This is a genomic window from Actinomyces sp. oral taxon 448 str. F0400, from assembly GCF_000220835.1.
Taxonomy (GTDB): domain Bacteria; phylum Actinomycetota; class Actinomycetes; order Actinomycetales; family Actinomycetaceae; genus Actinomyces.
Genome location: NZ_GL985606.1, coordinates 1,882,902 through 1,906,370, shown reverse-complemented (window position 1 = coordinate 1,906,370; position 23,469 = coordinate 1,882,902). Strand labels below are relative to the sequence as shown.

The 23,469-nt window shown below is 68.0% G+C and carries 18 protein-coding genes and 2 pseudogenes; 10 read left to right on the top strand and 10 right to left on the bottom strand.

Annotation, left to right across the window (positions count from 1 at the left end; genetic code table 11):
• Positions 1 to 218 precede the first annotated feature (218 nt).
• A complete protein-coding gene (locus HMPREF9062_RS08115; protein WP_009749619.1) occupies positions 219 to 1,223 on the top strand; it encodes a helix-turn-helix domain-containing protein in 1,005 nt (334 codons plus the stop codon).
• A 163-nt stretch (positions 1,224 to 1,386) separates the two neighbouring features.
• On the opposite strand, the gene HMPREF9062_RS08110 is transcribed toward HMPREF9062_RS08115, so the two are convergent.
• Positions 1,387 to 2,028 carry a class I SAM-dependent methyltransferase gene (locus tag HMPREF9062_RS08110; RefSeq protein WP_009749618.1) on the bottom strand — a complete coding sequence of 214 codons (642 nt, stop codon included), beginning with the start codon at positions 2,026 to 2,028 and terminating at the stop codon, positions 1,387 to 1,389.
• Positions 2,029 to 2,154: 126 nt separating this feature from the next.
• On the opposite strand from HMPREF9062_RS08110, the gene HMPREF9062_RS08105 reads away from it, so the two are divergent.
• The 5 genes and pseudogenes from HMPREF9062_RS08105 to hisS all read left to right on the top strand — a co-directional run bounded on the left by HMPREF9062_RS08105 (position 2,155) and on the right by hisS (position 6,888).
• Positions 2,155 to 2,997: an aldo/keto reductase gene (locus HMPREF9062_RS08105; protein ID WP_009749617.1), complete on the top strand. Its 843-nt coding sequence runs from the start codon at positions 2,155 to 2,157 to the stop codon at positions 2,995 to 2,997.
• Between the two features lie 266 nt (positions 2,998 to 3,263).
• Complete coding sequence (locus tag HMPREF9062_RS13835; protein WP_009749616.1) at positions 3,264 to 3,881, top strand: ATP-binding cassette domain-containing protein; 618 nt, start codon at positions 3,264 to 3,266, stop codon at positions 3,879 to 3,881.
• Positions 3,882 to 4,277: 396 nt separating this feature from the next.
• Positions 4,278 to 4,598 (top strand): ATP-binding cassette domain-containing protein, encoded by a 321-nt coding sequence (locus HMPREF9062_RS13830; RefSeq protein WP_009749615.1) that lies wholly within the window; start codon positions 4,278 to 4,280, stop codon positions 4,596 to 4,598.
• A 4-nt stretch (positions 4,599 to 4,602) separates the two neighbouring features.
• Positions 4,603 to 5,430, top strand: coding sequence for an MBL fold metallo-hydrolase (locus HMPREF9062_RS08095; RefSeq protein WP_009749614.1), 828 nt, complete (start codon positions 4,603 to 4,605; stop codon positions 5,428 to 5,430).
• 58 nt (positions 5,431 to 5,488) lie between these two features.
• Positions 5,489 to 6,888, top strand: a pseudogene (gene hisS / locus HMPREF9062_RS08090) (histidine--tRNA ligase).
• On the opposite strand, the gene HMPREF9062_RS13660 reads toward hisS, so the two are convergent.
• The 5 genes and pseudogenes from HMPREF9062_RS13660 to HMPREF9062_RS08075 all read right to left on the bottom strand — a co-directional run bounded on the left by HMPREF9062_RS13660 (position 6,832) and on the right by HMPREF9062_RS08075 (position 13,285).
• Positions 6,832 to 7,050, bottom strand: coding sequence for a hypothetical protein (locus HMPREF9062_RS13660; protein WP_253270761.1), 219 nt, complete (start codon positions 7,048 to 7,050; stop codon positions 6,832 to 6,834). The pseudogene hisS and the gene HMPREF9062_RS13660 overlap by 57 nt on opposite strands.
• Positions 7,051 to 7,853: 803 nt before the next feature.
• Complete coding sequence (locus tag HMPREF9062_RS12550) at positions 7,854 to 8,969, bottom strand: winged helix DNA-binding domain-containing protein (RefSeq protein ID WP_009749611.1); 1,116 nt, start codon at positions 8,967 to 8,969, stop codon at positions 7,854 to 7,856.
• A gap of 509 nt (positions 8,970 to 9,478) precedes the next feature.
• Positions 9,479 to 10,372 (bottom strand): annotated as a pseudogene (locus HMPREF9062_RS13655) (transposase); the annotation flags it as partial.
• Positions 10,354 to 10,563, bottom strand: coding sequence for a hypothetical protein (locus HMPREF9062_RS08080; RefSeq protein WP_034253987.1), 210 nt, complete (start codon positions 10,561 to 10,563; stop codon positions 10,354 to 10,356). The pseudogene HMPREF9062_RS13655 and the gene HMPREF9062_RS08080, both read right to left, overlap by 19 nt.
• A gap of 253 nt (positions 10,564 to 10,816) precedes the next feature.
• Positions 10,817 to 13,285: a DEAD/DEAH box helicase gene (locus HMPREF9062_RS08075; RefSeq protein ID WP_009749606.1), complete on the bottom strand. Its 2,469-nt coding sequence runs from the start codon at positions 13,283 to 13,285 to the stop codon at positions 10,817 to 10,819.
• Between the two features lie 461 nt (positions 13,286 to 13,746).
• Here HMPREF9062_RS08075 and HMPREF9062_RS08070 point away from each other — a divergent pair, with 461 nt between their 5' ends.
• Positions 13,747 to 14,109, top strand: coding sequence for a hypothetical protein (locus HMPREF9062_RS08070; RefSeq protein WP_034254877.1), 363 nt, complete (start codon positions 13,747 to 13,749; stop codon positions 14,107 to 14,109).
• A gap of 31 nt (positions 14,110 to 14,140) precedes the next feature.
• On the opposite strand, the gene HMPREF9062_RS08065 is transcribed toward HMPREF9062_RS08070, so the two are convergent.
• From HMPREF9062_RS08065 to HMPREF9062_RS08055, 3 genes are read right to left on the bottom strand one after another with little or no spacing between them, the layout of a single operon-like run.
• Complete coding sequence (locus tag HMPREF9062_RS08065; RefSeq protein WP_009749604.1) at positions 14,141 to 15,043, bottom strand: ABC transporter ATP-binding protein; 903 nt, start codon at positions 15,041 to 15,043, stop codon at positions 14,141 to 14,143.
• Positions 15,037 to 16,008 (bottom strand): ABC transporter permease, encoded by a 972-nt coding sequence (locus tag HMPREF9062_RS08060; RefSeq protein WP_009749603.1) that lies wholly within the window; start codon positions 16,006 to 16,008, stop codon positions 15,037 to 15,039. Before HMPREF9062_RS08060 ends, HMPREF9062_RS08065 begins: the two co-directional genes overlap by 7 nt.
• Positions 16,005 to 17,141 carry an ABC transporter substrate-binding protein gene (locus tag HMPREF9062_RS08055; protein ID WP_009749602.1) on the bottom strand — a complete coding sequence of 379 codons (1,137 nt, stop codon included), beginning with the start codon at positions 17,139 to 17,141 and terminating at the stop codon, positions 16,005 to 16,007. The genes HMPREF9062_RS08060 and HMPREF9062_RS08055 overlap by 4 nt, the downstream gene beginning before the upstream one ends.
• An 814-nt stretch (positions 17,142 to 17,955) precedes the next feature.
• On the opposite strand from HMPREF9062_RS08055, the gene HMPREF9062_RS13650 reads away from it, so the two are divergent.
• The 3 genes from HMPREF9062_RS13650 (at position 17,956) to aspS (ending at position 22,471) form a co-directional block, all read left to right on the top strand.
• Positions 17,956 to 19,662: a hypothetical protein gene (locus tag HMPREF9062_RS13650; RefSeq protein WP_009749600.1), complete on the top strand. Its 1,707-nt coding sequence runs from the start codon at positions 17,956 to 17,958 to the stop codon at positions 19,660 to 19,662.
• Positions 19,663 to 19,820: 158 nt separating this feature from the next.
• Positions 19,821 to 20,609, top strand: a complete 789-nt coding sequence (locus HMPREF9062_RS08045) for a hypothetical protein (RefSeq protein WP_156789996.1) — start codon at positions 19,821 to 19,823, stop codon at positions 20,607 to 20,609.
• A gap of 86 nt (positions 20,610 to 20,695) precedes the next feature.
• Positions 20,696 to 22,471, top strand: coding sequence for an aspartate--tRNA ligase (gene aspS, locus HMPREF9062_RS08040; RefSeq protein WP_009749598.1), 1,776 nt, complete (start codon positions 20,696 to 20,698; stop codon positions 22,469 to 22,471).
• A gap of 430 nt (positions 22,472 to 22,901) precedes the next feature.
• Here aspS and HMPREF9062_RS12540 read toward each other — a convergent pair whose 3' ends face one another.
• Positions 22,902 to 23,225: a hypothetical protein gene (locus tag HMPREF9062_RS12540; protein ID WP_083820039.1), complete on the bottom strand. Its 324-nt coding sequence runs from the start codon at positions 23,223 to 23,225 to the stop codon at positions 22,902 to 22,904.
• Between the last annotated feature and the right edge of the window lie 244 nt (positions 23,226 to 23,469).

Sequence of the window (23,469 nt, the reverse complement as noted above, 5' to 3'; positions counted from 1 at the left end):
GACCGCCTGGCACCGGCAAGCACCCGGTTCCTGACCCCGACGGCGTGGTGATATCGACTGCGCCGCCCCGACCGCATTGATGGCCGTCGATGGATGCCGAGAGCCGGACATTGTCCTGACACCCGCCCGGTGACGGGGGAGAGTCGTTACGGTGGATGGCGGCCGGCTGACCGGTCGCCATCCGACGGACACTCGAGCAACATGTGTGAGGAGCGAGGATGAGCCGCACGAACGACCAGAGCACCGAACTGCCGCACCACGAGCCCACCGACTCCGACATCGCCGAGGCGATGCGCGATCGGCGCGTCGAGCTCGGCCTGACCGTCGAGGAGTCCGCCGAGAGGGCCGGAGTATCGACGCAGACCTGGCGCAATTACGAGCACGGGCGGACCACGGTGCGCGGTGACAAGCAGCACGGGGTGTGGGACGTCCTGGGCTGGGAGCAGCCCGGCCGGTGGGCGCCCCTCAGCGCGTTGGAGAGAGTCGTCGAACCGGCCGGCGGCCCACTGGACGACGACGTCATGGAGAGCTTCCGCAACCTGTGGGGCGATGAGCCGGCGGATGGGGCCACGAAGACGCTGGGCCCGCCCGCCTGGGACAGCGTCCCCGACGTTCTCGGCGCCTACTCGCCGTTGCTCGCGACCACCCTGGGGGAGGGCGCCGCCCGCTGCTACGCCCTGGGAGCGGACCTGTACGGCCGTCTCCTGGAAGAGGACCTTGGGGCTCTCGCCGCTATGCCCCGGGACGCGCACATCGGCCAGCTCGACGTCTCGCACATGAGCGAGATGCTTCCTTCTCTATGGCTCACACGCTACGACTACGAGTTCCTCTTCCAGCTCAAGGAGATCGGAGCGGTCACGACCCATCGCCTGGTCGGTGCGGAGCCCGCCCCCGATGAGCCGCTCGTACGCAGCTTCGCCGAGGCGATCGTCGTCCACGACGCCTTCGCTCTGGGAGGCGTCGTCGCCTCCTCCTTGGGGGTGGACCTCGCCGAGCGGGACTGGGAGGGCTGGGTCAACGCACTCAGCGGTCCGGCCGAGCCTGCTCACCGGCTCACGTCCACCGTCCTCATCCCGTCGGCGGATGAGATGATCCACATCGATCACTGGTTCGATCCGCTCACCGATCCCTTTGTCCCCGCCTGGAGAAGCGTCGATGACGTTCCTAGCGCCGGAGGGCCCGAGGCCGGGGCGACTGTCACCGCGCTGCACCACGAGGACTGAGCGATCCGCGACGGCCGGCCGCACTGTGCTCGTGGCGGATCGACGACCGGTTCCTCACCGGCTGCCGCCAGAGGTTCGGAGCATCCCGGGAGGGGCGGGGTGCGCGTGCGGTTGCGGGACGAACGACCGGCGTGCCGCGCATGTCCCCGGGGCACAGGGAGGCTCAGCGTTCGGCGACGACTCGCAGCCAGCCCCTGCGCGGGTGGCGCTCGGCCGTGGTACGGGCGAAACCGGCCGCTCGGCACGCCGCGGTCAGCACCCGCGCATCGGGCACCCTCATCGCGAGGCGCTCGGCCCACGCCCCCGCCGAGCGGCGATCCGCGAACTCGTCCGCCACCACGAGGCGGCCTCTCGATCTCAGAACGCGCACCGCCTCACGCAATCCCGTCTCCAGATCCGGCCAGAAGTAGACGGTCTCGAAGGCGGTGACGACGTCGAAGCAGGCCGAGCGGAACGGGAGCGCCTCGGCCGAGCCCTCCATCACTCGCAGACGTCCGCGGGCAACGTCGGCGGTGTTGAGCCGGCGCGTGCGATCGACCGCAGTGGGGGAGTGATCGACGGCGCCCACCTCGGCGCGCGTCAGGCGCAGGATTCGGCGCACGGCGGCCCCGCCGCCGCAGCCGACGTCCAGGACCCGCGAGTCCGGCCCGATCGAGCCCGCGTCCAGCCCCCACCGATGCAGGCGCCGGTGCCCCAGGTTCATCGACCGCAGCGTGAGCCGGCCGAGCAGTGAGGAGGAGGGCAGCTCGAAGTTGGAGGGCCTGGCCCGACCGGAGGGCGCATCAGCGGAGGAGGCGGTGCTCATGCGCCGAATATTGCGACCTCGAGGCGCCGGCGCGCTAGAGCCGTCGTGACGTCGGTCCGACCGCTCGCCGCACCGGAGCTCGAGCGAGGCCTGGAGGTGGCGCCGCACCCGTGGCAGGGTCGGAGCATGGAGAACTTCACTTTGAACAACAACGTGACCATGCCGGCCCTGGGGCTGGGCGTCTTCCAGATGACGGGGGAGCAGGTGCGCGCCGCCGTCCCGGTCGCCCTCGATGCCGGCTACCGGCTGCTCGACACCGCCTCCCGTTATTACAACGAGGAGGACCTGGGTGCGGCCATCGCCGAGTCTTGCGTCGCACGCGAGGACCTGTTCATCACCACCAAGCTCTGGTTCAAGGATCACGGCTACGAGGCCACGAGGACCGCCTTCCGGATCAGTCTCGACAAGCTCGGCCTGGACTACCTCGATCTGTGGCTCGTCCACCAACCCTTCAACGACTACTACGGGTCGTGGCGGGCCATGGAGGAGCTCGTCGACGCCGGGCTCGTCCGCGCTATCGGGGTCTCCAACTTCTACCCCGACCGTTACTACGACCTCGTGTGCCACAACCGGGTGGTCCCCGCCGTCAATCAGCTGCGCCTCAACCCCTACGACCAGCGTCGCGACACCCGCGAGATCTCCGCCCGGTACGGCACCGTATTGCAGGCCTGGTCTCCGTTGGGCCAGGGCGGTGCCGTTCTGAAGGATCCGGTTCTGGTCTCCATCGCGCGGGAGCACGGCAAATCCGTCCCCCAGGTCATCCTGCGCTGGCTCGTCCAGACCGGTGTGAGTGTCGTCGTCAAGTCCGTCCACGAGGACCGGCTGCGTGAGAACATCGACATCTTCGACTTCGCCCTCACGCACGCGCAGATCGACGCGATCAACGCCTTGGACCGCCGGGAGACCGGCAACGGCGGCCCCGATCACCGTGACCCCGCCATGCTCGACTTCCTGCGCACCTTCGAGTGACATGCGTCCGCGAGCCCGGATCCGCTGTCTTCGACGACGGCCGAATCGGTCGACTCAGCCGGGTCGGAGCCTGCCCCGAAGCACGTGCGCTCCTTATATGAATTGATGGGGCGGTTCCGAAGGAGCCTCCGGCCATGTCCGTTCGCGTCCGGCGGTGCCGGGAGTGTCTTAGTGCTGCTACGGTCGCGGGGACGAGCGCCTTGGTCGCTCGGATATCCTGTGATCCGTCTCACCGAAGGGGCCGTGCCGCGGTCCGACTCGAGTCCGTGTCGTTCTCCTTCACTGCGGAGCCGCTCCTCGACGGCGTCACCTTCACCGTCGGCGACGGGGAGCGCGCATGCCTCGTCGGCCCCAACGGCTGCGGCAAGACCACTCTCCTGCGCCTTGTCGCGGGTGACCTCGTTCCCGACTCCGACACACTCAGGGCCCCTGCCGTCGCTCCCGTCCCCGACGTCCTGACCCGCACCGGCGACATCGGCGACTACCTCGATGCCGCTACCGCGCCTCTGCGATCCATGACCACGCGCTTCGAGACGATCACCGCACGATTGGTCTCGTGTCCCGACGATGCCGCTCTCGTCCGCGATGACGATGAGCTCTTCGCCGCCATGACCGCGGCCGATGTGTGGAACCTGAATATTCGCATCACCTCGGTGCTCGCTGGTCTCGGGCTCGGCGGCCTTGCCGAGACCTCGGCGCGCTTGCGCGAACTGGCGTCCCTGTCGCCCGGCCGGCGCGGCCGCCTCTCTGGCCGCTACTCTGATCATCCGCCCCGCCGCGCTCCTTCTGGACGAGCCGACCAACCACCTCGACGACGGGGCAGTCTCTTTCCTCTCCGAGACTCTCCGCGGGTGGGAGGGCCACGTCCTGCTGGCCAGTCATGACCGCGCCTTCATCGACGACACCGCCACCTGCGTCCTCGACCTCGACACCGCCCCCTGGCAGGCGCTCCTGACCGTCTCCGGTGGCGGACGGGTGCCCGGCATCCACCGCTGCTCCGGCGCCTACACCGACTACCTGGAGAACAAGGCCCGCGCTCGCGCCTCTGCTCGTCACCGATCTCAACGGGTGCGGCAAGACGACCCTGCTGCACTGGATCGCCACCGGTGCACCGCCCACCACCGACTCCAGCGGGGCGCTGGCCGCGTCCGGTCGCATCGCCGTTGTCCCCCAGCGGTTGCCTCGCCCCGGCGACTCCGGCCTGGGGAAGGAGACCTGGGACTCGGGTATCGGCGAGGTCGGGGCCGGTGTCCTGCATCCCGCACTACTGAGGGCGACGGGTGGCCGAACTGTCCGCGGGGAATCAGCGTCGCGTCCAGTTCGCCGCAGCGGTCGCCGCCGATCCCGAGATCCTCATCATCGACGAGCCCACCAACTACCTCGACCTCGACACCACGGAGGCGCTGGAGGCGGCGCTGGCGGCCTGGAACGGCACGCTGCTCGTGGCCAGCCACGATCGCTGGCTCGTCGCCCACTGGAGCGGGCCCCGGTTGCACCTGACGAGTGCGCTGCAGGACCACCGGCCGATGACCCGAGCCGATGAGCCGCGGAGGCTGCCTCGTCGTGGCGATGTCCATGAGACCCGGACGCGCATAGGCTGATCCCATGATCCTCGAGCGCACAATCGCCCCCGTCTTCGCCGCGAACTGCTACGTCCTGGCCCCCGGCCCGCTTCGACCCGCACTGGTCGTCGACCCCGGGGCCGGGGCGGCGCGCGGGGCACTGGCGCTGCTGCGCTCCAACCGCTTGACGTTGGGGGCCGTTCTGCTCACTCACGGCCATGCCGACCACGTATGGGACACGGTGGCCCTCATCGAATCCGCTCGTGCCGAGGGTCTGCTGGCCGACGAGAGTGGGGCCAACGGCGCCGCACCCGTACCCGTCTACATCCCCGAACCCGACCGCTACCGGCTTCGGGACCCGGATGCCACCACGGGCATCCGTTCTGGCGGCATGAGCTTCGCCGACATGGCCACTACGCCCTGGCGCGAGCCGGACGGCATCCGGGTGGTTCCCGCCGAGGCCTTCACCGATGCCGTCGAGTTGGTGTCGGGAATCGCCCTGAGGGCCCTGCCGGCTCCGGGCCATTCGGAGGGCTCGACGCTGTTTTTCCTCAACGCCCGCCTGCGGGCGACCGACCTGCTCTACGAGGCCGAGGTCGTCGAGGACGACCCGTCCGTAGCCGACGAGGAGCACGACCACCTCATTGCACTGGACGGCGACGTCATCTTCAAAGGCTCGGTGGGCCGCACCGATCTGCCCGGCGGCGACCAGGTCCAGATGTGGGCCACGCTGCGTTTTCTCTCCTCGGTCGTCAATCCCGAGACGGTCCTGCTGCCCGGGCATGGGGCTGTGACCACGATGGCCCACGAGCATCAGGCTAACCCCTACCTGGCGGAGGCAGAAGTACGCGGCGGGGATCGGCACGCGTGAGTCTGCGCGTCGCCGCACCGGTGGTGGGGCGCGCAGGACGGCGTGAGAGGATGCGCCTATGGCGCACCCCGCACAGGCACGACAGGCCCTCTCATCCATCTCCGGCTTCCCCGAGTGGCTCCCGGCGGGCCGCATCGTCGAGCAGTACTTCCTCGACACTCTGCGCCGCACCTTCGAGCTTCACGGCTTCAGCGGCATCGAGACCCGTGCCGTCGAGCCCGTCAGCGAACTGACGCGGAAAGGGGAAACCTCCAAGGAGGTCTATACGCTCTCCCGCCTCCAGGCCGACCCGGCGCAGGCTGATGGGACCGATGCCGAAGACGCGGACTCCTCCAGGCGGCTCGGCCTTCACTTCGACCTGACGGTTCCTTTCGCCCGTTATGTTGTCGACAACGCCGGAATCCTCCACTTCCCGTTCAAGCGCTACCAGATTCAGAAGGTCTGGCGCGGAGAGCGGCCCCAGGAGGGCCGTTTCCGCGAGTTCTACCAGGTCGACATCGATGTAGTCGGCGATGGCTCCTTGCCGCTGCACCAGGATGTCGAGGTTCCTCTCGTTATGCACGAGGCTCTGACCGCGCTGCCCATCCCCCCGGTGACCATCCACGTGTCCAATCGCAAAGTTGCCCAGGGCTTCTACCAGTCCGTGGGCATCGGCGACGACCGGCTCGTCGAGGTTCTGCGCGTGGTTGACAAGATCGACAAGATCGGCCCCGGGAATGTGGCCGGCGAACTCGTCGAAGCGGTCGGCATTACGCGGTCGCAGGCCGAGGCCGCCCTGCGTCTGGCCGCCATCACGGGCGCCGACCCCGCCGGCGTGCGCGCGGCCGTTACCACTGCCCTGGAGGGCGTCGAGCCCGGTGAGCTGCTCACAACGGGCCTGGATGAGTTGACCGGTCTGCTGCGGGCCGCCGCTCGACGTCGCCCGGGCGCCATCGTGGCCGACCTGAAGATCGCCCGCGGTCTGGACTACTACACCGGCACCGTCTACGAGTCCTTCATGGCTGGCCACGAGGACCTCGGCTCGGTGTGCTCGGGCGGGCGCTATGACTCGCTCGCTTCCAGCGGCAAGCGCACTTTTCCGGGCGTGGGCATCTCCGTCGGCCTGTCGCGCCTGCTCTCGCGCGTCCTGGGAGCCGGCTCGGTCAGGGTCAGTCGGACCGTGCCCACCGCCGTACTCGTGGCCGTGACGGATGAGGACCACCGCGCCGTCTCCGATACCGTGGCCGATTCTCTGCGTGCTCGGGGTATCGCCGCCGACGTCGCCCCTACGGCCGTGAAGTTCGGCAGACAGATCCGGTTCGCGGACAAGCGGGGCATCCCCTTCGTCTGGTTCCCGGGGGCGGGGGCGCCGCCGACTCGGTCAAGGACATCCGCTCCGGCGAGCAGACGGATGCGGACGCATCAACATGGACGCCCGCGGACGAGGCCGACCTGGCTCCGCGCATCCTGCCCTCCTGAAACGGACGGCCGACGGTCGCCGCAGCCCGATCCATGGCTCGCGGACATTCCGTTCCCGCAACGGGCCGGCCGTTCAGTGGAGTCATCATTATCGATGCCGAGCACATCGGTCTTCCCGTCGGCGTGCAGGCGGGTATAGGTGGCGCGCCCTACGCGTCCCATGCCGAAGACGACCGTTCGCATCCCTAGGATGTTGAGCGGACGCTCCTCGGGGACAAGTTTATTTAATTATGCAGCTACTTCTTTCGCGCTCGTGGCGTAGACGGGGAGCGCAGAGGGACTCAGAGGGCGGGGGGTAGGGAGAGTGGGGAGCGCACTTGCATGCATAGGGCCATATGGACTCCTCCAAGTCCCTCCGTCCTTCCTGGGGTCGTGTTTCCAATGCGAAAGTCATGGAGGTCTTCGTGGACAGGTCTCTCCGTAGTCTTGTCCCTGGCCCCTCCAAGGCCTCTCTAGGTCTTGTACGGGGAAACCGCTTTAGTGACTGAGGTGGAGTTGCGGTCTGTTCGGCAGGTTGTGACGACAATGTTGGTGCAGCAGCTGCGCGGCGCGTCCTCCCATACTGGGGCCAGGCCGTCCGCTGTTCGAAACTGATCGACACCGGTTTCGCGGCTCTTCGCAGAAATCGTCGACGCGGTGCTCCCTGAGCGATTCCCTGCCATGCATCCGATCTATCAGGCTACATACGAACTTCAACTTTCCGGATGGTTGCCGGTGGAACTGTCAGATTGCACCGTTACCTACGATCTGTCTTTCACACGGCACGGCGCGCTACGACGTGTCGTTTTATGGCTGGTCTACCCCGGTGATATGTCTGTCATGCTGGAGCTCAACACCGATCTCTGGACACAGTAGACCGGTTTGGAGCGAATTGCGTCTGTCACGAATCTGCTGTCCCGGGCGGCAGAATCACCGGGGAAGCGCTTGTCCCAACAAGACGGAATGGTGCGGTGACACTGCGGGGGTCATCCCGTCCGCGGTGTCACCTTCACCAAACCATGCACCGCTGCAAGCCGCGCAGCTGCATCCTCCAGCACCTTGGGTGGCGGCGCCTGCTCACCTGGAAACGGGGTGACGACAAGATTCTCGTCATCCATTTCCCAGACGCCGGTGATCCGCCCCCCTTGGGTCAGGACGGGAGCGATCCAACCCGCAGCCTTGCTCACCCGCGAGCGATGCTTGTTCGCCAGCATGTGAGTGTCCTTAGTCCCAGGACCAAGGACGAACTGGTCGAACGCTCCTAGGAGGTGGGTAGCACGGCTGGGCTGGGTGGCCGCGAGCTCGTCCTCATGCTCGGCGAGCAGATATCGTGTCTCATCCTTCACCTGCACCTCGACGACTTGCTTGCCAAGACTAGCGAACCAGCCCTTGAGCGTTGACTTCTTGTTGCTGTTGCGCGAAAGCCACGCGTCAAAGGTTTCAGGGGTCGCTGGGCCATAGACGGAGAGGTATCGCTTAATGACCTCCGGTGCTGCCTCCACAGGATCAGGTAGCCCATTCCAGTTCTTCAGAAAACTGGCAGGATTAGTAAATGTCACCTTCGAAGAACGGCTCGGACCATAGCACAAGGCACCCTGCCATGCGAGAGGCTTGAGTAAAGCACCCCACCCGGAGCGCAGTTGTTCTTCCATCCCCTTGAACCGTTTGTCCTGAACCAGTTCGCTCACTAGCTCATCGCGAGACAGTACCTGACCGTCGAGGAGGTCAGCGACAGACTCCGTCAGTTGCTCGATCTCTTCTGGCGTAGCGCCGAAGTGCCGTGACCAGGTGGGCTTGGCCCACGTACGAGCGCTAGCTAGCAGCGATAGGTACTCGGCTACGTCCGCAGACCGCACCGCGTGCAGCGTTCCGCGCATCGCCCAAGTCTTGACAAGCGAGCGGTCGGAGTACGCACGCTTGACCCCTTTAGGTCGCGGGTTGCGTTGCCGTAAGGCGATAGCGGTCTCAGCAGCGGAAGCCACCTGCGCCTGCGTACCGCAGAGCCGTCCGACGATCTCAACAGGACCTGCGTCTGTCAACGGTTCCAGGTACTGCCTGTGCAGCCGCCATGCGAGTACCTGTTCGGCGGAAACCTCGATCAATGTCGTTCCCTCTCGTCGTTACCGTCAGATTCTAAGCCTCTTCGGAGCTTTGATTCGGTACACAGGGTTGCATTTCACACAACCAGTCGCTGCGTGCCCGCTGAGATTTCCACTCCCGCGGGTATTCCATCGACACTTCCTCCAAGTGGACGCCGGAGAGCTCGATGGCGCGAGGGATGTGCAGGTGTCCGTACACCACGATCTTCGCGTTGTACTCGATGCGCCACCGTGCGGTTTGGTCAGTGCCGCACCACAGGCCGAACTCGGGGTGACGCAAAATCTGCGTGGGTTCGCGGTGTAGCGGCCAGTGATTGACGAGCACTGTGGACATCCCGTTGAGGCAGGCCAACCGGTTTCGCGTGTATGCGAGCCGCGCACGATACTAGTCCTCACGGGTGGGGTAAGGATCCGGATGCAGGAAGTACTCGTCAGTGCAGACGACGCCAGCGGACGCCGCGACAGAGAGTGCCTCGTCAAGCCGCGAGAGGGGCGGGCGCGCGGTAGGCCTCTTAGTTGCGGAGCATGGCGAACAGGACGTCGCAGCGGCGGCGGGACAGGCAGATGAGTGCGGCGTTGTGTTTGTTTCTTGCCCTGGGCCCGTTTTGCGATCGTGTGACGGGGTCGGAGCGCAGCGCGGCGAATGCGGACAGGAACAGGGCTCGTTTGAGGTGCTTGTTCCCGGAGCGGGCTGGGAACTCGCCTCGGATGCTGGTGTCGGAGCGTCGGGTGACCGGCGCCAAGCCGGCGCAGGCGGCGAGGTGTCGGCTGTGAGGAACTGGAGGGCGTCACTGACGTCGAAGAGGATCCGTACTGCGGTCCTGACTCCGAAGCCTGGCATCGAGGTCAGGACCTCGGCAAGAGGGTGAGCATCAACAATTTTTTCGACTTGACCAGCGAGTTCGGCCCGCTGGTCCAGGACGTGCCGCAACGACGCTGCCAACCTGGGAAGGACTTGTCCGGCGGCGGCCGTTCCGGCAACGACGATTGCGGCGGTGATCGCGTCGGCGAAGTCGGTCGCACCGCGCGGGGAGGCCTTGGTGATGACTCTCAACAGTTTGCTATTTGACGCCGTAGCCATTCCTCAAGGGTCGCCGGGTCGTTCGATCACGGCCAGGCCTTGTTTGGCGGTCAGTCGGGGTCCGATGACGCGTTTCAGTGCGGAGTGGATCTCGGTGAGTAGTCCGCGGATGTGGTTCGACAGCCGGGTGGCTTCGGCGGTGAGGTCTTCGTCGAACCCGACCAGGATCTTGAGTTCGGCGAGGGTTTTTCTCCGGTGTCGACGCGGCGCGGCGCATGGCAAGGCCGGGCAGGTAGGCAACTTCGATGCCCACCGAGCGCGCCACTGCGATCGGTAATGCGCCGATCGTGTTCGGCTGATCAACGATCACCAGCACCCGACCAAGGGTTTGGAGTGTGTTGTACCCGCAATCTCATGACGGGCGAAGGTTTTGAGGTCGGGCTTGAGCCCGATGATGAGCAGCAGCACTGCGACACCGAGATCACCGAGAGACCCGATGAGGTTGAGATTGGGAATTCTGGACACGCCCAGCACGAAGCCCGCTGCGAGGAAGTCGACGAGCGGTGGGAGGCGCATATGCCGAACCTCACCGGAGGCGGCCTACGGGTATCGGCCGGTATTCCGCGCTGACCCGCGAGCACGGGGGAGAGGAATTGCCGGCGAGCCGGTCCGGGACCTCGAGGTCCCACCAGCCCGCGGGTGCGGGGAGGAGGACGATGCGGGGCCTCGCGAGCGGGACTGAGCATCGGGGCCCGGACCAGTGGGGACGGTTCGGCGTGCGGCGCCCGCGTCCACCATGTGCGGCTCTCCATCTCAGCGGGCCACCGCTTCACCACCGCCTGCCGTGTCCCGGGCGACGGTCGTCGCGCCGGTTCGCCCAGCGTCGATCACCACGATCGCTCCGATCCTCCCACCGGCCCGCACCGCGGTGGTCGTTGCGCCGGAATCCGTTGCGCTGACCACCGCTGCGGCCGCGACCGTGCTGATCGCGGACCTCGCGCCGTTCCGCACCGCGCCGCTCGCGACTCTCCCAGCGCCGGTCACCGCGACGATCGTCGTGCTGGTTGCCACCACGATCCTCGCGGCCGGAGCGTCGAGACCGGTCCGACCGGTGGGTGATATCGCCATCGCCACGCGGGTCATCGTCCCATCCGCGCCCCGGACCCTGATCCGGACGGATGCGCAGCTCGCGACCGCTGAAGGTGGCCCGGCCCAGCGTGGCCAGCTGCTCCTCGCTCAACGGGGTGCGGATCTCCACCAGGGAGAAGGACTGGAGGATATCGATCTTGCCGATGTCAGCCCCCGGGATACCGCCCTCGTTGGCGAGCGCCCCCACGATCGCGCCGGGCAGGACCCGGTCGCGGTGTCCGACCTCGATGCGGTAGACGGTGCCGGCGCCGTCATAGGTTCGGCGACCCCCGCGGGCGGCACCGGGCTTGTTCTCTGGGCGGTTCGAGCGACGGCCACCACGATCGCGGCTCCCCTCGAAGGAGGCGGATACGAAGGCGCCCTCATCATCGAGATGCTCTTCGCGCCGCGTGCGCCGGTGGGACTCGCCCTCGCGACGGCGAGGTCCGTCATCGCCCACGGCCAGAGCCAGCAGGGTGGCGGCGAGCTCGTCGGCATCGATGCCCAGTCTCTGCGTCCCGGTGGCGACCAGTCCCCGGTACAGAGACAGGCGTCCGCGCTCATGGCGGACGGCCGCCTTGTTCAGGAGCTTGCCGGCGCGGTGCTCGGAAACGTCGGCGGGAGAGGGCAGGGTGATCTCCTCCAGGCGCGTGCCGGTGAGTCGTTCGATCTGGCGGAGCTTGCGCTTCTCCTTGGGGGTCAGGAAGGTGACGGCCTCGCCGTGCCGCCCGGCCCGGCCGGTTCGTCCGATACGGTGCACGTAGGCCTCGGCCTCACGGGGCACGTCGAAGTTGACGACCAAGCCGATGCGGTCCACGTCCAGTCCGCGGGCGGCGACGTCGGTGGCCACGAGCACGTCGAGGGTGCCAGTGCGCAGGCGCTCGACGAGCCGCTCGCGCTCGCGCTGGGGGACGTCCCCGGAGATGGCGGCGGCCTGGATACCGCGGCCGGCCAGCTCGATAGCAACGTCCTCGGCGCTCGACTTGGTGCGCACGAACACGATGGCGGCCTCGGCGTCGGTGACCGCCAGAACTCGGCAGACGGCGCCGATCTTGTGGCGGAAGGGCACGACTGCATAGGTCTGGTGGACCGTGTCGACGGTCGAGGCCTGACGGGAGACCTCGATCTGGACGGGCTCGTGCAGGTGCTGGCGGGCGACCGCCTGGATCGCCGGGGGCATGGTCGCGGAGAACAGGGCGGTGCGCCGTCGGCCGGGCAGGGAAGCGGCGATCGTCTCGACGTCCTCGGCGAAACCCATGCGCAGCATCTCGTCGGCCTCGTCGAGCACGAAGTACTTGACGTCGTCCAGAATGAGAGCGCCTTTGTCGATGAGGTCGATAACGCGTCCGGGTGTGCCGACGACGACCTGGGCGCCCTCCCTCAGCGCACCGATCTGCGGGCCGTAGGGGGCGCCGCCGTAGACGGCGACGACGTCGAGGCCGCGGGACCGGTGCGCCATGTCGGTGACGGCGTCCGCGCTCTGGAGGGCCAGCTCGCGGGTGGGAGCCAGAACTAGGGCTTGGACGTCGTGCTCGTCCGCCTCGACGGCGTTGAGCAGGGGCAGGCCGAAGGCGGCCGTCTTGCCGGTGCCGGTTTGGGCGACACCCACGACGTCCTGGCCCGCGAGCAGTACCGGAATGGCCTCGCGCTGGATCGCGGTGGGGGTCTCGTAGCCCATGTCGGTGACGGCCTTGAGAAGGTCCGCCGGCAGCCCGAGATCGGCGAAGGCGATCTCCTCAGGGGCTTTGACGGCAGGAGCGTCATCGGCGTCCTCACCGGCCGCCTCGTCCCCGCAGCCGGTCTTGAGGAAGGACGTGCGGCCGTTGATGTCGTCCTCGCTCGTCTCCTCATCCCCGTCGCCGACCCCCTTGTCCTCGGGGTCGACCTCGGGGAGGGCGAGATCGACATCATCGGCTTCCTCGTCGTGCTCAACGTCCTCGGGGTCCTCCGGGGAGTCCGAGGAAGCGGGAGTGGCGAAGACGTCGGGGGAAGCGGGCGAGGGCGCCCGGCCCGTGTGAGGCGCAGCTATCTCCTCCGCCTCCTCCCCGGAGGCGATCCCCGTCGGGGGGCCGGAGGCGGCGACCTCGGCGTTGAAGAGGTCGTTGAGGCTGGGCGAATCGCTCACGGTCCCCTCGGAGGACTCGGAGGGGCCCGTATTGGTGGCGGTCATGACGTTCTTCCCGTATCCGGCCCGCTGAGGGGCCCATTGCGGAGTGTGGGGGAGGACGGTTCGTCCTCCACTCTTGCCGCACCGCACCCACCACACTCGTCCTTACCTCGTCTCGCCCCGGGAGGGTAACGACGAGTGACGGACTTCACGCACAGACTCACGGGGATGGTCCCGGCTGCCTGCACTCGCAGATCGTTCGACCGGCCCCGAACGGGATTCGCACTGCGGATCGCTCCTTCCCGCATCCTATGAGCGCGAGTCGACGCGCGGGAGCCGGCGCATGATGTAACGCCGAACGTCACACGTGAGGCCCGTCTCGTGAAGCTGCGCGGCCGGGTGCACGGGGAGGACTCCCCGTCGCCGCGACGGTGCTCATGTGCTTCTACTTCGGGTGGCGGCAGTGCCGGTGCCGCACCGGTGACGTCGGCGCTGGTCCGTCGCCCGCTATCGAGAGGACGACCGTGGCCCACGACGACAGACTCATCGGAATCGTGGAGACGTCTCGATGGGGCCGTCCATCGGCCTCATTGATCCTTTACGCGGGTCACCCGCCGACCGCCGGCACCATCAGGGGTTTGGGCCATGCCTGCGTGGGACGCTTCTGGCAGGGCGTCGCACTCCGGCTCATCGAGCGGGGCGAGGCGCCCGAGGTGGAGAGTCTGGGCGCCGAGTCCGGCGTCTTCTTCGCCAGCGGCGGTCAACAGCCGATCGAGGCCCTCGCCGAGGCTCTTATGCCTTATCTGACCGACGCCGAGGCCGTCACGGCGCTCGTGCGTGAAGCCGACGCTGTCGGCTTCGACTTCCACGACGACTGCGGCCCCTGAGGCGGTGAGTGCAGGCGGCACGGTGGCCGTCTCATCGCCCCAGCAGGTGCAGGATCCTCGTGCGCAGGTCCTGGAACGTCGACGAGGCTTGATCCTGCCCGACCCCGTCGGGCACTTCGATGTCCGCCACGACGTGCGCGGGTCGTTCGGAGAGCACGATGATACGGCCGGACAGGCGCAGCGCCTCGTCGACGTCATGCGTGACCAGGACCGCGGTGAACCGTTGGGAGATCCACAGCCTTCCGACCTCGTCCTGCAGGGTCAGACGCGTCAGGGCGTCGAGCTTGCCGAAGGGCTCATCCAGGAGGAACAGCCGGGGCCGGTTCACCAGGGCCCGGGCGAGCGCCACCCGCTGCGCCATGCCGCCCGACAGGGTCGAGGGGTAGGCATCGGCGAAGTCCCGCAGCCCCACGATCTGGAGTGCGGCGGTAATACGGCGCTCATCGACGGTGAGCCGTTTACGCGCCTGCGGCCCCAGAGCCACGTTCTCCCGCACTGTGCGCCATGGCAGCAGGGTCGCATCCTGGAAGGCGAGCGCCCGTTCGGGCTCGGGAGCGGTCACCGGTCGTCCGTCGACGTCAACGCGTCCGGCGCTCGGCCTCTCCAGTCCGGCGAGCAGCCGCAGGATCGTCGACTTGCCGCAGCCGGACTGGCCCACGAGAGCCACGAACTCGCCGGGTGCGATGTCCAGATTGATGCCGTCGAGCACGGCCAGCTCGGAGGGCTTGGCGGCCTCCGCCTCGTGGCGGGCGCGGGCGGCGGGAGAGACCAGGCGCACCAGCGAGGGCACCCAACCGTGGTCGAGATCGCGGGAGAGAGGGTAATGGTGCGAGACGCCGTCCAGGCGCACGTGCGCGCCTCGCGGCGCCCGCGCCGAGGAGCTCGGGGCGCTGCCGGAGTCATCGGTTGTCGTCTCGATCATATCGGTCACCACCTGACGAGATTCTGCTGCCAGGCGAGCAGTGAGGAGCGGAGCTTGAACAGCAGGACCATCAGAGCACGGCAGAAGACGATGAGGACGACCAGCCCGACGTACATCCTCGGGTAGTCGGCCCACCCCTTGACCCAGTTGATGTACCAGGCCAGCCCTCGGTCGACGCCGACGAGCTCGGCCGTCATGAGTGCCGCCAGGCTCGTTCCCAGCCCGGTGAACAGTCCGGTGAGCATGTCGGGCAGCGCCGAGGGGATCGCCACGCGCGCCACCAGGAAGCCCTCGCCCGCCCCCAGCGTACGCGCCACGTCGATGAAGGACTTGGGCACCGATCGCACACCGGCCCGGGTCATCGTCGCCATTGGGAACCACGCCCCGAAGGCCACGATGAAGGCCGCCGACAGGTATGTGGTCGGCACGACGAGCACCGCCAGGGGCAACAGAGCGCTGGCAGGGACCGGGCCGACCGTCTGCAGGAGGGGGTGCAGCCAGTAGTCGGCCCGCCTCGACCATCCCATGAGCAGTCCAGTCGCGAAACCCGCAACCGATCCGATGAGATACCCCGCCATGAACAGCAGTCCGGAGGACAGCAGGCATCTGGCCAGGAGGGTCCAGTCGTCGACGAGATCCGCGATGAGTACCTCGGGAGCCACGAAGTAGGGCGGGTCGAGCAGACCCGATTTCACAGTCGACAGCTGCCACGCCAGGAACCATCCGCCGCCGAAGACGATCCACGGCAGACGATGCGCGAGGGCGCGCGCGACAGTCCCCGTGGGTCGGTCCAGAGCGAGGACGAGCCAGCTGACGAGGCCCACCAGCCCCGCCCCGACGATCGCTGCGAGCGGTGCGGTGGGGGCGGTGCGCGCACCGGCGGTATCGGGCAGAAGAAGAACGACGGCGAGATAGGCGCCCCACAGGGCGAGGGCGATCGCGCCCCATAGACGCAGGAGCCGGCGGCGGGCGCTCATCGGGTGATGCCCAGGTCCGCGTACACCGTGTCGGCCAATTCATCGGGGCTTGCGTCCGCCGAGATGAATCCGGTGCCCTTGAAGTCTTCGATGCCGCTGGCGATAGCGGTGCGGAATTCGGTGGCGGACGCGTGCCAGCCGTAGGTCTCCAGGATGTCCTCGATGACGCTACGCTCGGCGGCGACGTACTCGTTATCGGCCTCGATCTTGGCGATCTCCCGACGGTTGGCCTGATCCTGCGCCAGGTAGTCCGACCCCTTGAACCAGGCCTCCGTCAAGGCCCTGGCGCGGTCGGGCTGGTTGGCGACGAAGTCCCCGTTGAGGGCGACCGAGCAGCAGAAGGGCTCGGCACTGTTGGAGGCCAGCACCTTCGCGGTGCCGTTGAACACCGGTAGGAGCGGGGCCGGGTCCGACCCCATAATGGCGTCGACGTCCCCGTTGGTCAGACGCCTGCCCAGGGAGTCCTCGTCAACGGTCACCCACGAGACGTCTCCCTTGTTCGGGTCGACATCGAGACCGGCGCGGGACAGACCGATAGCGAAGTAGGCGAAGGCGGAGCTGGACAGCGAGGGCACGCCGACTCTCCTGCCCCTGAGATCGGCCATCTGCGTGATGGGGGAGTCGTTGTTCACGACGAGCTGGAGGCAGCCGGAGTGGAAGCCGCCGGTGAGCTTGGCGTTGACGCCGTTGTAGATCGGTTCGAGCCAGGCGAAGAAGATGCCGGGGGCGCCGATGTATCTGCCCGCGCCGACGGCGTCCTTGGTGTCCTCCGTGCGTTGAGTACGGGCCAGGGTCACGTTGAGGCCGGCGTCGTCGAAATAGCCCATGTGGTAAGCGGCGTACAGAGGGGCGGCGCAGATGTCTCCGCCGATGACGAGCGGCAGCTCCTGAGCGGCGCCGACGACGCCCTGATTGGTGCGGCGCAGAGTCAGCCAGGCGCCGCCGGCGACGAGGGCGGCCGCGGCGGCTGTGCCGCCGATAAGAAATCGACGACGCGATACGCGGCCGGTGGCCGGGACGGTCTCGGCCTCATCGTCGGCGGCGAGGATCTCGGCGGCATTCTCGGCGGTGACTTCGGGCGGGTCGGAAGACGGGCTGTCGGTGCTGTCGGGGGTGGTGGAGGTGGGTGGCACGTCGGTCTCCTGAGCGGAACGGTACGGAGGACTCGTCCGGTGGTGGGGGTCTGTCAGGCGCGGGCGCGGAAGAGGACTACCAGAGCCGATCGGCCACGGCCGTGCGGTTCGGGTCGGGGTGACGGAGCCGGGCTGTGAGCGATGGCCGCTCAACGAGCCGGGCTGCGGCGCGGTACCGGTGTCCCCGGCACCGCGGCCCCCCGCGCTCTGCGGACGGGGTTCACAGCGCCTGACAGCGACGACACGTACGAGGAGCGCACATGGCGGCGGCCGTCAGAGCGGCGCACACGGTGTGAGTCGTCGACGTGATTCGTGCCATGGGGCGGACATTACGCCCTCCGGGTGCGGGGCGCACAAGACGCGAGCCTGCGGTGTGAGTCACGCTCGACGAGCGGCTTCCGACCACTCTGCTGTCTAGCTACGCAGTTGTTACCGAGATGAGACCTTGGTGCTGCTCGGCCCGACCGCGGGCGGGCCGAGCCTAGAAGGAGTAGGAGGAATCGTTGAAATGACGAGCATGCGGTGTTCGTCGCCGGCGAGCGGGAGGCCCCATCCGCCTCGGAGAGCGGCGCCCCGGGGCGCCGCAGCGGCTCGTGGATGGTTTCACCGCATCACCGGCGGAGATACCATCTGCCGCGTCGGATGACCGACTCGCCACGATCTCCGTGCCGGCCGGGACCGACGTCCCCAACCGCCGCAGCGGCCCCTGGGCGCTCGCGACATGATCCTTTAATCCCTCGAGCCCATCGACGAGTTTCACCGCATGACACGCTCACCGCGCCACGTCGCAGCGCACCCTGGGACCAGGGCTTGCGTGCACGTCGCGTTCGTGCTGCTCGCGGTGCTCGGCATCGCCGCGGGCGGTGCGGGCACCGCCGCGGCCGTCGGCGCGACGCGACCCGCGCAGCTCGTAGCCGATAGCGAATTCGTTCTCCAGGACTCGGACGGAACCGGAGACGCACCGGCGACTTCTCTCCCGGAGCCGACGGCCGAGATCTGCGAGGGGCCGGGCCCGAGTGCCACCGTCGTCGCCGCGGACGGGACGGCCTCCGACGCCGGGCCCGTTTACCGGCCCGGATCGCCGATCCGGGTCACCGGCGGCGGCTGGTGCATCGGCGGACGCCCCGCTCAGGGGGAGCAGGTCCTGCGAGCGCGCTTGGTCGCCGTGGGCGGCTACGTCTCCCACGAGAAGACGACCCAGACCGTCGTGTTCGCCGACGGAGCCTTCGACACGACGATTCGGATCGCCGACCTCTACGCCCATCTGCCCCGCGGCGCCGAGGATCATTACTACCTGTCCGTCACCCTCGATTCGCGTGCCTTCGTCGGCAGCAACCAGTTCCAGATCTCCGAGCGGGGGCCTTGGTCGGAGCCCTCCTCCCCGGAACCGGCCGACGCCGACGCACGTCTGGGGGAAACAGATTCGGGCGCGAACGGCGCCCCCGCGTCCGGTGGGGAATCCGATTCCGAACCCGGGAACCGGCCTGCGGACCCAGGCGCCGTTGCGGAGTCCTCGCCTGGGGACCGGCCTGCGGACCCGGGCGAGGACCGGCAGACGCCCTCGCCGTCGTCTTCGGGGACGGCGGAACCGACCGACCGGCCGACCGACCAACGGGACGTTCAGGACGTCGGACCGACCGACCGGCCCACCGGCTCCACCGCCGGACCGGGAACGGACGTCACTGCCGGCGCCGTTGCGGAGTCCTCGCCTGGGGACCGGCCTGCGGACCCGGGCGAGGACCGGCAGACGCCCTCGCCGTCGTCTTCGGGGACGGCGGAACCGACCGACCGGCCGACCGACCAACGGGACGTTCAGGACGTCGGACCGACCGACCGGCCCACCGGTCGGCCCGATGCGGAGCCGACGCCGGCCCCGACCCCGGCCACGGGCTCGTCGGAAGATGGGGGTGCCCCGGGCGGCGGATCCTCCGCCGTGCCCCGACCGACCGGCACGTCGGCCGAACCCGGTCGAGGCCCGGATCCCACCGCTCCGACCGACGCGATGACATCGGATGCGCAGGAGGATGCGGGGCGCCCCTCGCAGGAGCCCTCGGTCCCGGTCAGGGACGCCAGCGAGCTCAACGCTTCCAACGCCGGCTCGCTGTCGGGCACCCGGCACGGCAACGTCGTCTCGCTGATCCTCCCGTCGGGCAAGGCGAAGATGGACGACTGGGTCGCGGTCTTCCTCTTCCCGGGTGATTCGACGCCCGGATGGACCCAGGTCGACGCCGACAATTCGGTGTCGATCGATGTGTCGAACCTCAGCGCCGGCACCTACCAGCTCGCCGTCATCGACAGGGATTCCCTGCTGCTCGGCTGGGCGCAGCTCGAAATCACGACCGCCGCCGCCAGCACCTCCGACCCAGCGGTTCTCATGGTGGAGACGACGACCTCCTCCTCCGATGCGCGCGCCCTGGGCCGGGACGACTGGATGCTCGTCTCAGCGGGCGGTCTCCTGCTCGTCGGCGCCGCCTCCTTCCTGGTCCTCGCGCGGTCGGCGCTGACCGGTCGCACGACGTGAGCGCGCGAGGCGACAGTGAGCCGGTGAGCGGGACGCGGGCAGTGCCGCCAGTGCCGCAGGCAGCGGTGCGCAGACCATCGCGAGGACTGCGGTACGAACCGTCCCCGGGAGGAACCAGCGCCTCGACGGCTCTCACCCGTTCGGGACGCTGCTTGGTCGTGCTGGTCCTCACGCTGGCGGCGCTGCTGTGCGCCGTCGCGGCATGCCCGGTCGTGGGCGCCGCGGAGCCGAGCGAGTCGACCACCGGCACGGCATCGACCGTCAGTCCCTCGATCGTGGCGGTCGGCGGCACCCTGACCTACACGCTGTCCGGGTTCCCGCCCGGCGCCGCCATCCAGATCCTCGTCGACGACGGAATCCCCGTGCCGGGCGGGCAGACCGCCGAGCAGGACGTCATCGGCGGTGCTGTTGTCGACGAGGATGGGATAACCTCAGGAGTGGTCGAACTGCCCGACTACATCGCCAAGGGCCCTCATTGGCTGCGATTCGAGGTCTCCGCCGGGCAGGACGTTCCGACCAACAAGATCCGCACCCTGGACTACACGAACAAGAGCCCCTATTTCACGGTCGGTGATGTGACGATCATCGCAGGCGCACCCGCAGCACCCGGGGTGGGTTCCGCGGGGCCGCCGGCGACCGCCGAGCCGACCCCCGGGCTCGGGACGGAGGACGCCGCCGATGACTCCCGTACGACCCAAGTCGATATCGTCGCCGAAGGAGAGGACACGCAGGCCCCCGCCATCGAGGTCTCCAATGGCGCCTTCCCCCTGGTGGGGATGTTGATCTTCGCGATCGCCCTCCTCCTGGCCGTCCTGGCGGTCGTCGTCGTGGTCTGCCGACGGCGGCTCGCCCGCAGACAGGACCCGCCCGCGTGTGCTGCGTCGTGCGGGGAATCCGCTTCGGACCCTCCTGCACGTGCGCGCGGCGAGTCCCGGACTCCGGCGTAGGATCGCGGCGGCGTCCGCCCGTTTCGCGGTGCGCCCCGACGAGCACCGGTTCAGTGCCCAGCCCCGTACGGAAGGAACCCAGCACCGTGCTGCGAACCCGCACCGCAGGCTCCCTGCGCGCCGCCGATATCGGCCAGGTCGTCACCCTCACCGGATGGGTGGATCGTCGCCGCGATCACGGGGGCGTCGCCTTCATCGATCTGCGCGACGCGTCGGGCATCGCTCAAGTCGTCATCCGTCAGGAGATCGCTCACGACCTGCGCGCCGAGTACGTTCTGGCGGTGACCGGGCGGGTGACTGCCCGCCCGGAGGGCAATGACAACCCGAACCTGCCCACGGGTCAGATCGAGGTCGTCGTCACCGACGTCGAGGTCCTCAGTCCCGCGGCCCCCCTGCCCTTCCAGGTCTCGGATCACGCCGAAGATGCGGGCCAGGTCGGTGAGGAGACGCGTCTGAAGTACCGCTACCTGGATCTGCGCCGCTCGCAGATGCAGCGCGCCATTCGCCTGCGCGCCAAGGTCAACCAGGCTGCGCGCCGGGTGCTGGACTCCCACGACTTCGTGGAGATCGAGACCCCGACCCTCACCCGATCCACCCCCGAGGGCGCCCGCGACTTCCTCGTACCCGCACGACTGGCGCCCGGTTCCTGGTACGCCCTGCCCCAGAGCCCCCAGCTGTTCAAGCAGCTGCTCATGGTCGCGGGGATGGAGCGCTACTACCAGATCACCCGCTGCTACCGGGACGAGGACTACCGCGCCGACCGCCAGCCCGAGTTCACCCAGCTCGACGTCGAGATGAGCTTCGTCGAGCAGGCCGACGTCATCGCGGTGGCCGAGGATGTCTTGAGATCGGTCTGGGCGCTCATCGGTCACGATCTTCCCACTCCGATTCCGCACATGACCTACGGGGAGGCGATGAGCAGGTACGGCACCGACAAGCCCGATCTGCGCTTCGGCTGCGAGCTGGTCGAACTGACTGACTTCTTCGAGAACACCCCTTTCCGCGTCTTCCACAACGAGTACGTCGGTGCCGTCGTCATGCCCGGCGGCGCCTCCCAGTCCCGTCGCACCCTCGATGCCTGGCAGGACTGGGCCCGGCAGCGCGGTGCCAGGGGACTGGCCTACGTCACCGTGGCCGAGGACGGATCCCTCGGCGGCCCCGTTGCGAAGAACATCTCCGGCGCTGAGCGCGAGGGACTGGCCGCTGCCGCGGGCGCGGCACCCGGCGACTGCATCTTCTTCGCAGCCGGGCCCGTGGACGCCTCTCGTGCGCTCCTGGGCACCGCGCGCGAGGAGATCGGCAGGCGGTGCGGCCTCATCGATTTCGACGCGTGGTCCTTCGTGTGGATCGTCGACGTCCCCCTGTTCAAGCCGTCGGCCGAAGCCAGGGCTGAGGGTGATGTTGCGCTGGGTGAATCCGCGTGGACCGCCGTCCACCACGCCTTCACCTCTCCCAAGCCCGACTGCCTCAATACCTTCGACACCGATCCCGCGGGTGCACTCGCCTACGCCTACGACATCGTGTGCAACGGCAACGAGATCGGCGGAGGATCCATCCGTATTCACCGGCGCGACGTTCAGGAGCGCGTGTTCAAGGTCATGGGCATCGACGAGACCGAAGCGCGCGAGAAGTTCGGCTTCCTGCTGGACGCCTTCGCATACGGCGCTCCGCCGCACGGCGGCATCGCCTTCGGCTGGGATCGGATCGTCTCCCTGCTGACCGGAGCCGATTCCATCCGCGACGTCATCGCCTTCCCTAAGTCCGGCGGCGGCTACGACCCGCTCACCGAGGCGCCCGCCCCTATCACGCCCGAGCAGCGCAGGCAGGCCGGTATCGACGCCGAACCGAGAGGGAAGGCGTAAAGCAGGAGGAGCGGACTCTCCGCCGAGGCCTGACGAGCCGTACTCGGGCGCCGGGTCCGAATCCCGCGGGGCCCGGGATCGCGCCGGTGCAGTGCGATCCCGGGCCCGATGTTCTCACGGACGATCCAATGTCGGACGGTTCGTAACGACGCTCCTAATCTTCCCGCTAGTCCTCTTCGTTCCACACACTCCACCGACGTTCGAGAATCTATTTCGCGTCCATGACGCGTGCACTTTCCCCTGACCCCGGGGGCCGTGAGAGAGCCCTACTTTCGAAGAAGAATCTGGTATTCATGAGTGACCGCGAAGATTCGCGTTTTTCGGCCGAGTTCCCGGAACGGGTGCCCGGCGTGTATTCGGCCAGGACCACCGGTGGCTCTGGCCGAATACACGCCGGGCACGTGTTACGGCGCAGGTTGGCGAGTGCCCGTCAGGCCGCGTGCGTGCAGGTGGGGCAGGTGCAGTCCTGGCAGTTGCACGAGACGCAGGAGTCGCTGCAGTGCTCGCACGAGCAGACGTTGTGGTTGCAGGTGGGGCAGCTGCAGTCCTCGCACGTGCAGGTGGCGCAGTGGTCGGAGCAGTGCGGACAGCTGCAGATGTCGCACTCGTCGTAGTGACCGTTGTCCTCGCGGTGGACGTGCCCGTCGTGCAGGTAGTCGACGTGGTCGCCGTGGATAATGGCCCGGTGGCCGCAGCCGGGGCCGTGGGTGTGGGAGTGGGCCTCGGCCGGACGGTGCTCAAGAGTTGCGGTCATAGTGTGCCTCCAGGGATCGATGCAGCTTGACGCGCTGCGATTCTGCTGACGTATAGAATCGTAAGGGGGAATACATGTGATCGCAACTATAGAACGCATCCTCATCAGTCAATGACACGGAGATAAAAGATAATCGTTTTCGTTAATGTGATGAAGGAATGCGACTCGTTATCGCGAGGAGTGAGTTGTGGGCGATCCGGAGGCGTTGCCGAGGTGCGGGTGGTGATGAAGGAGGGACGAGCGT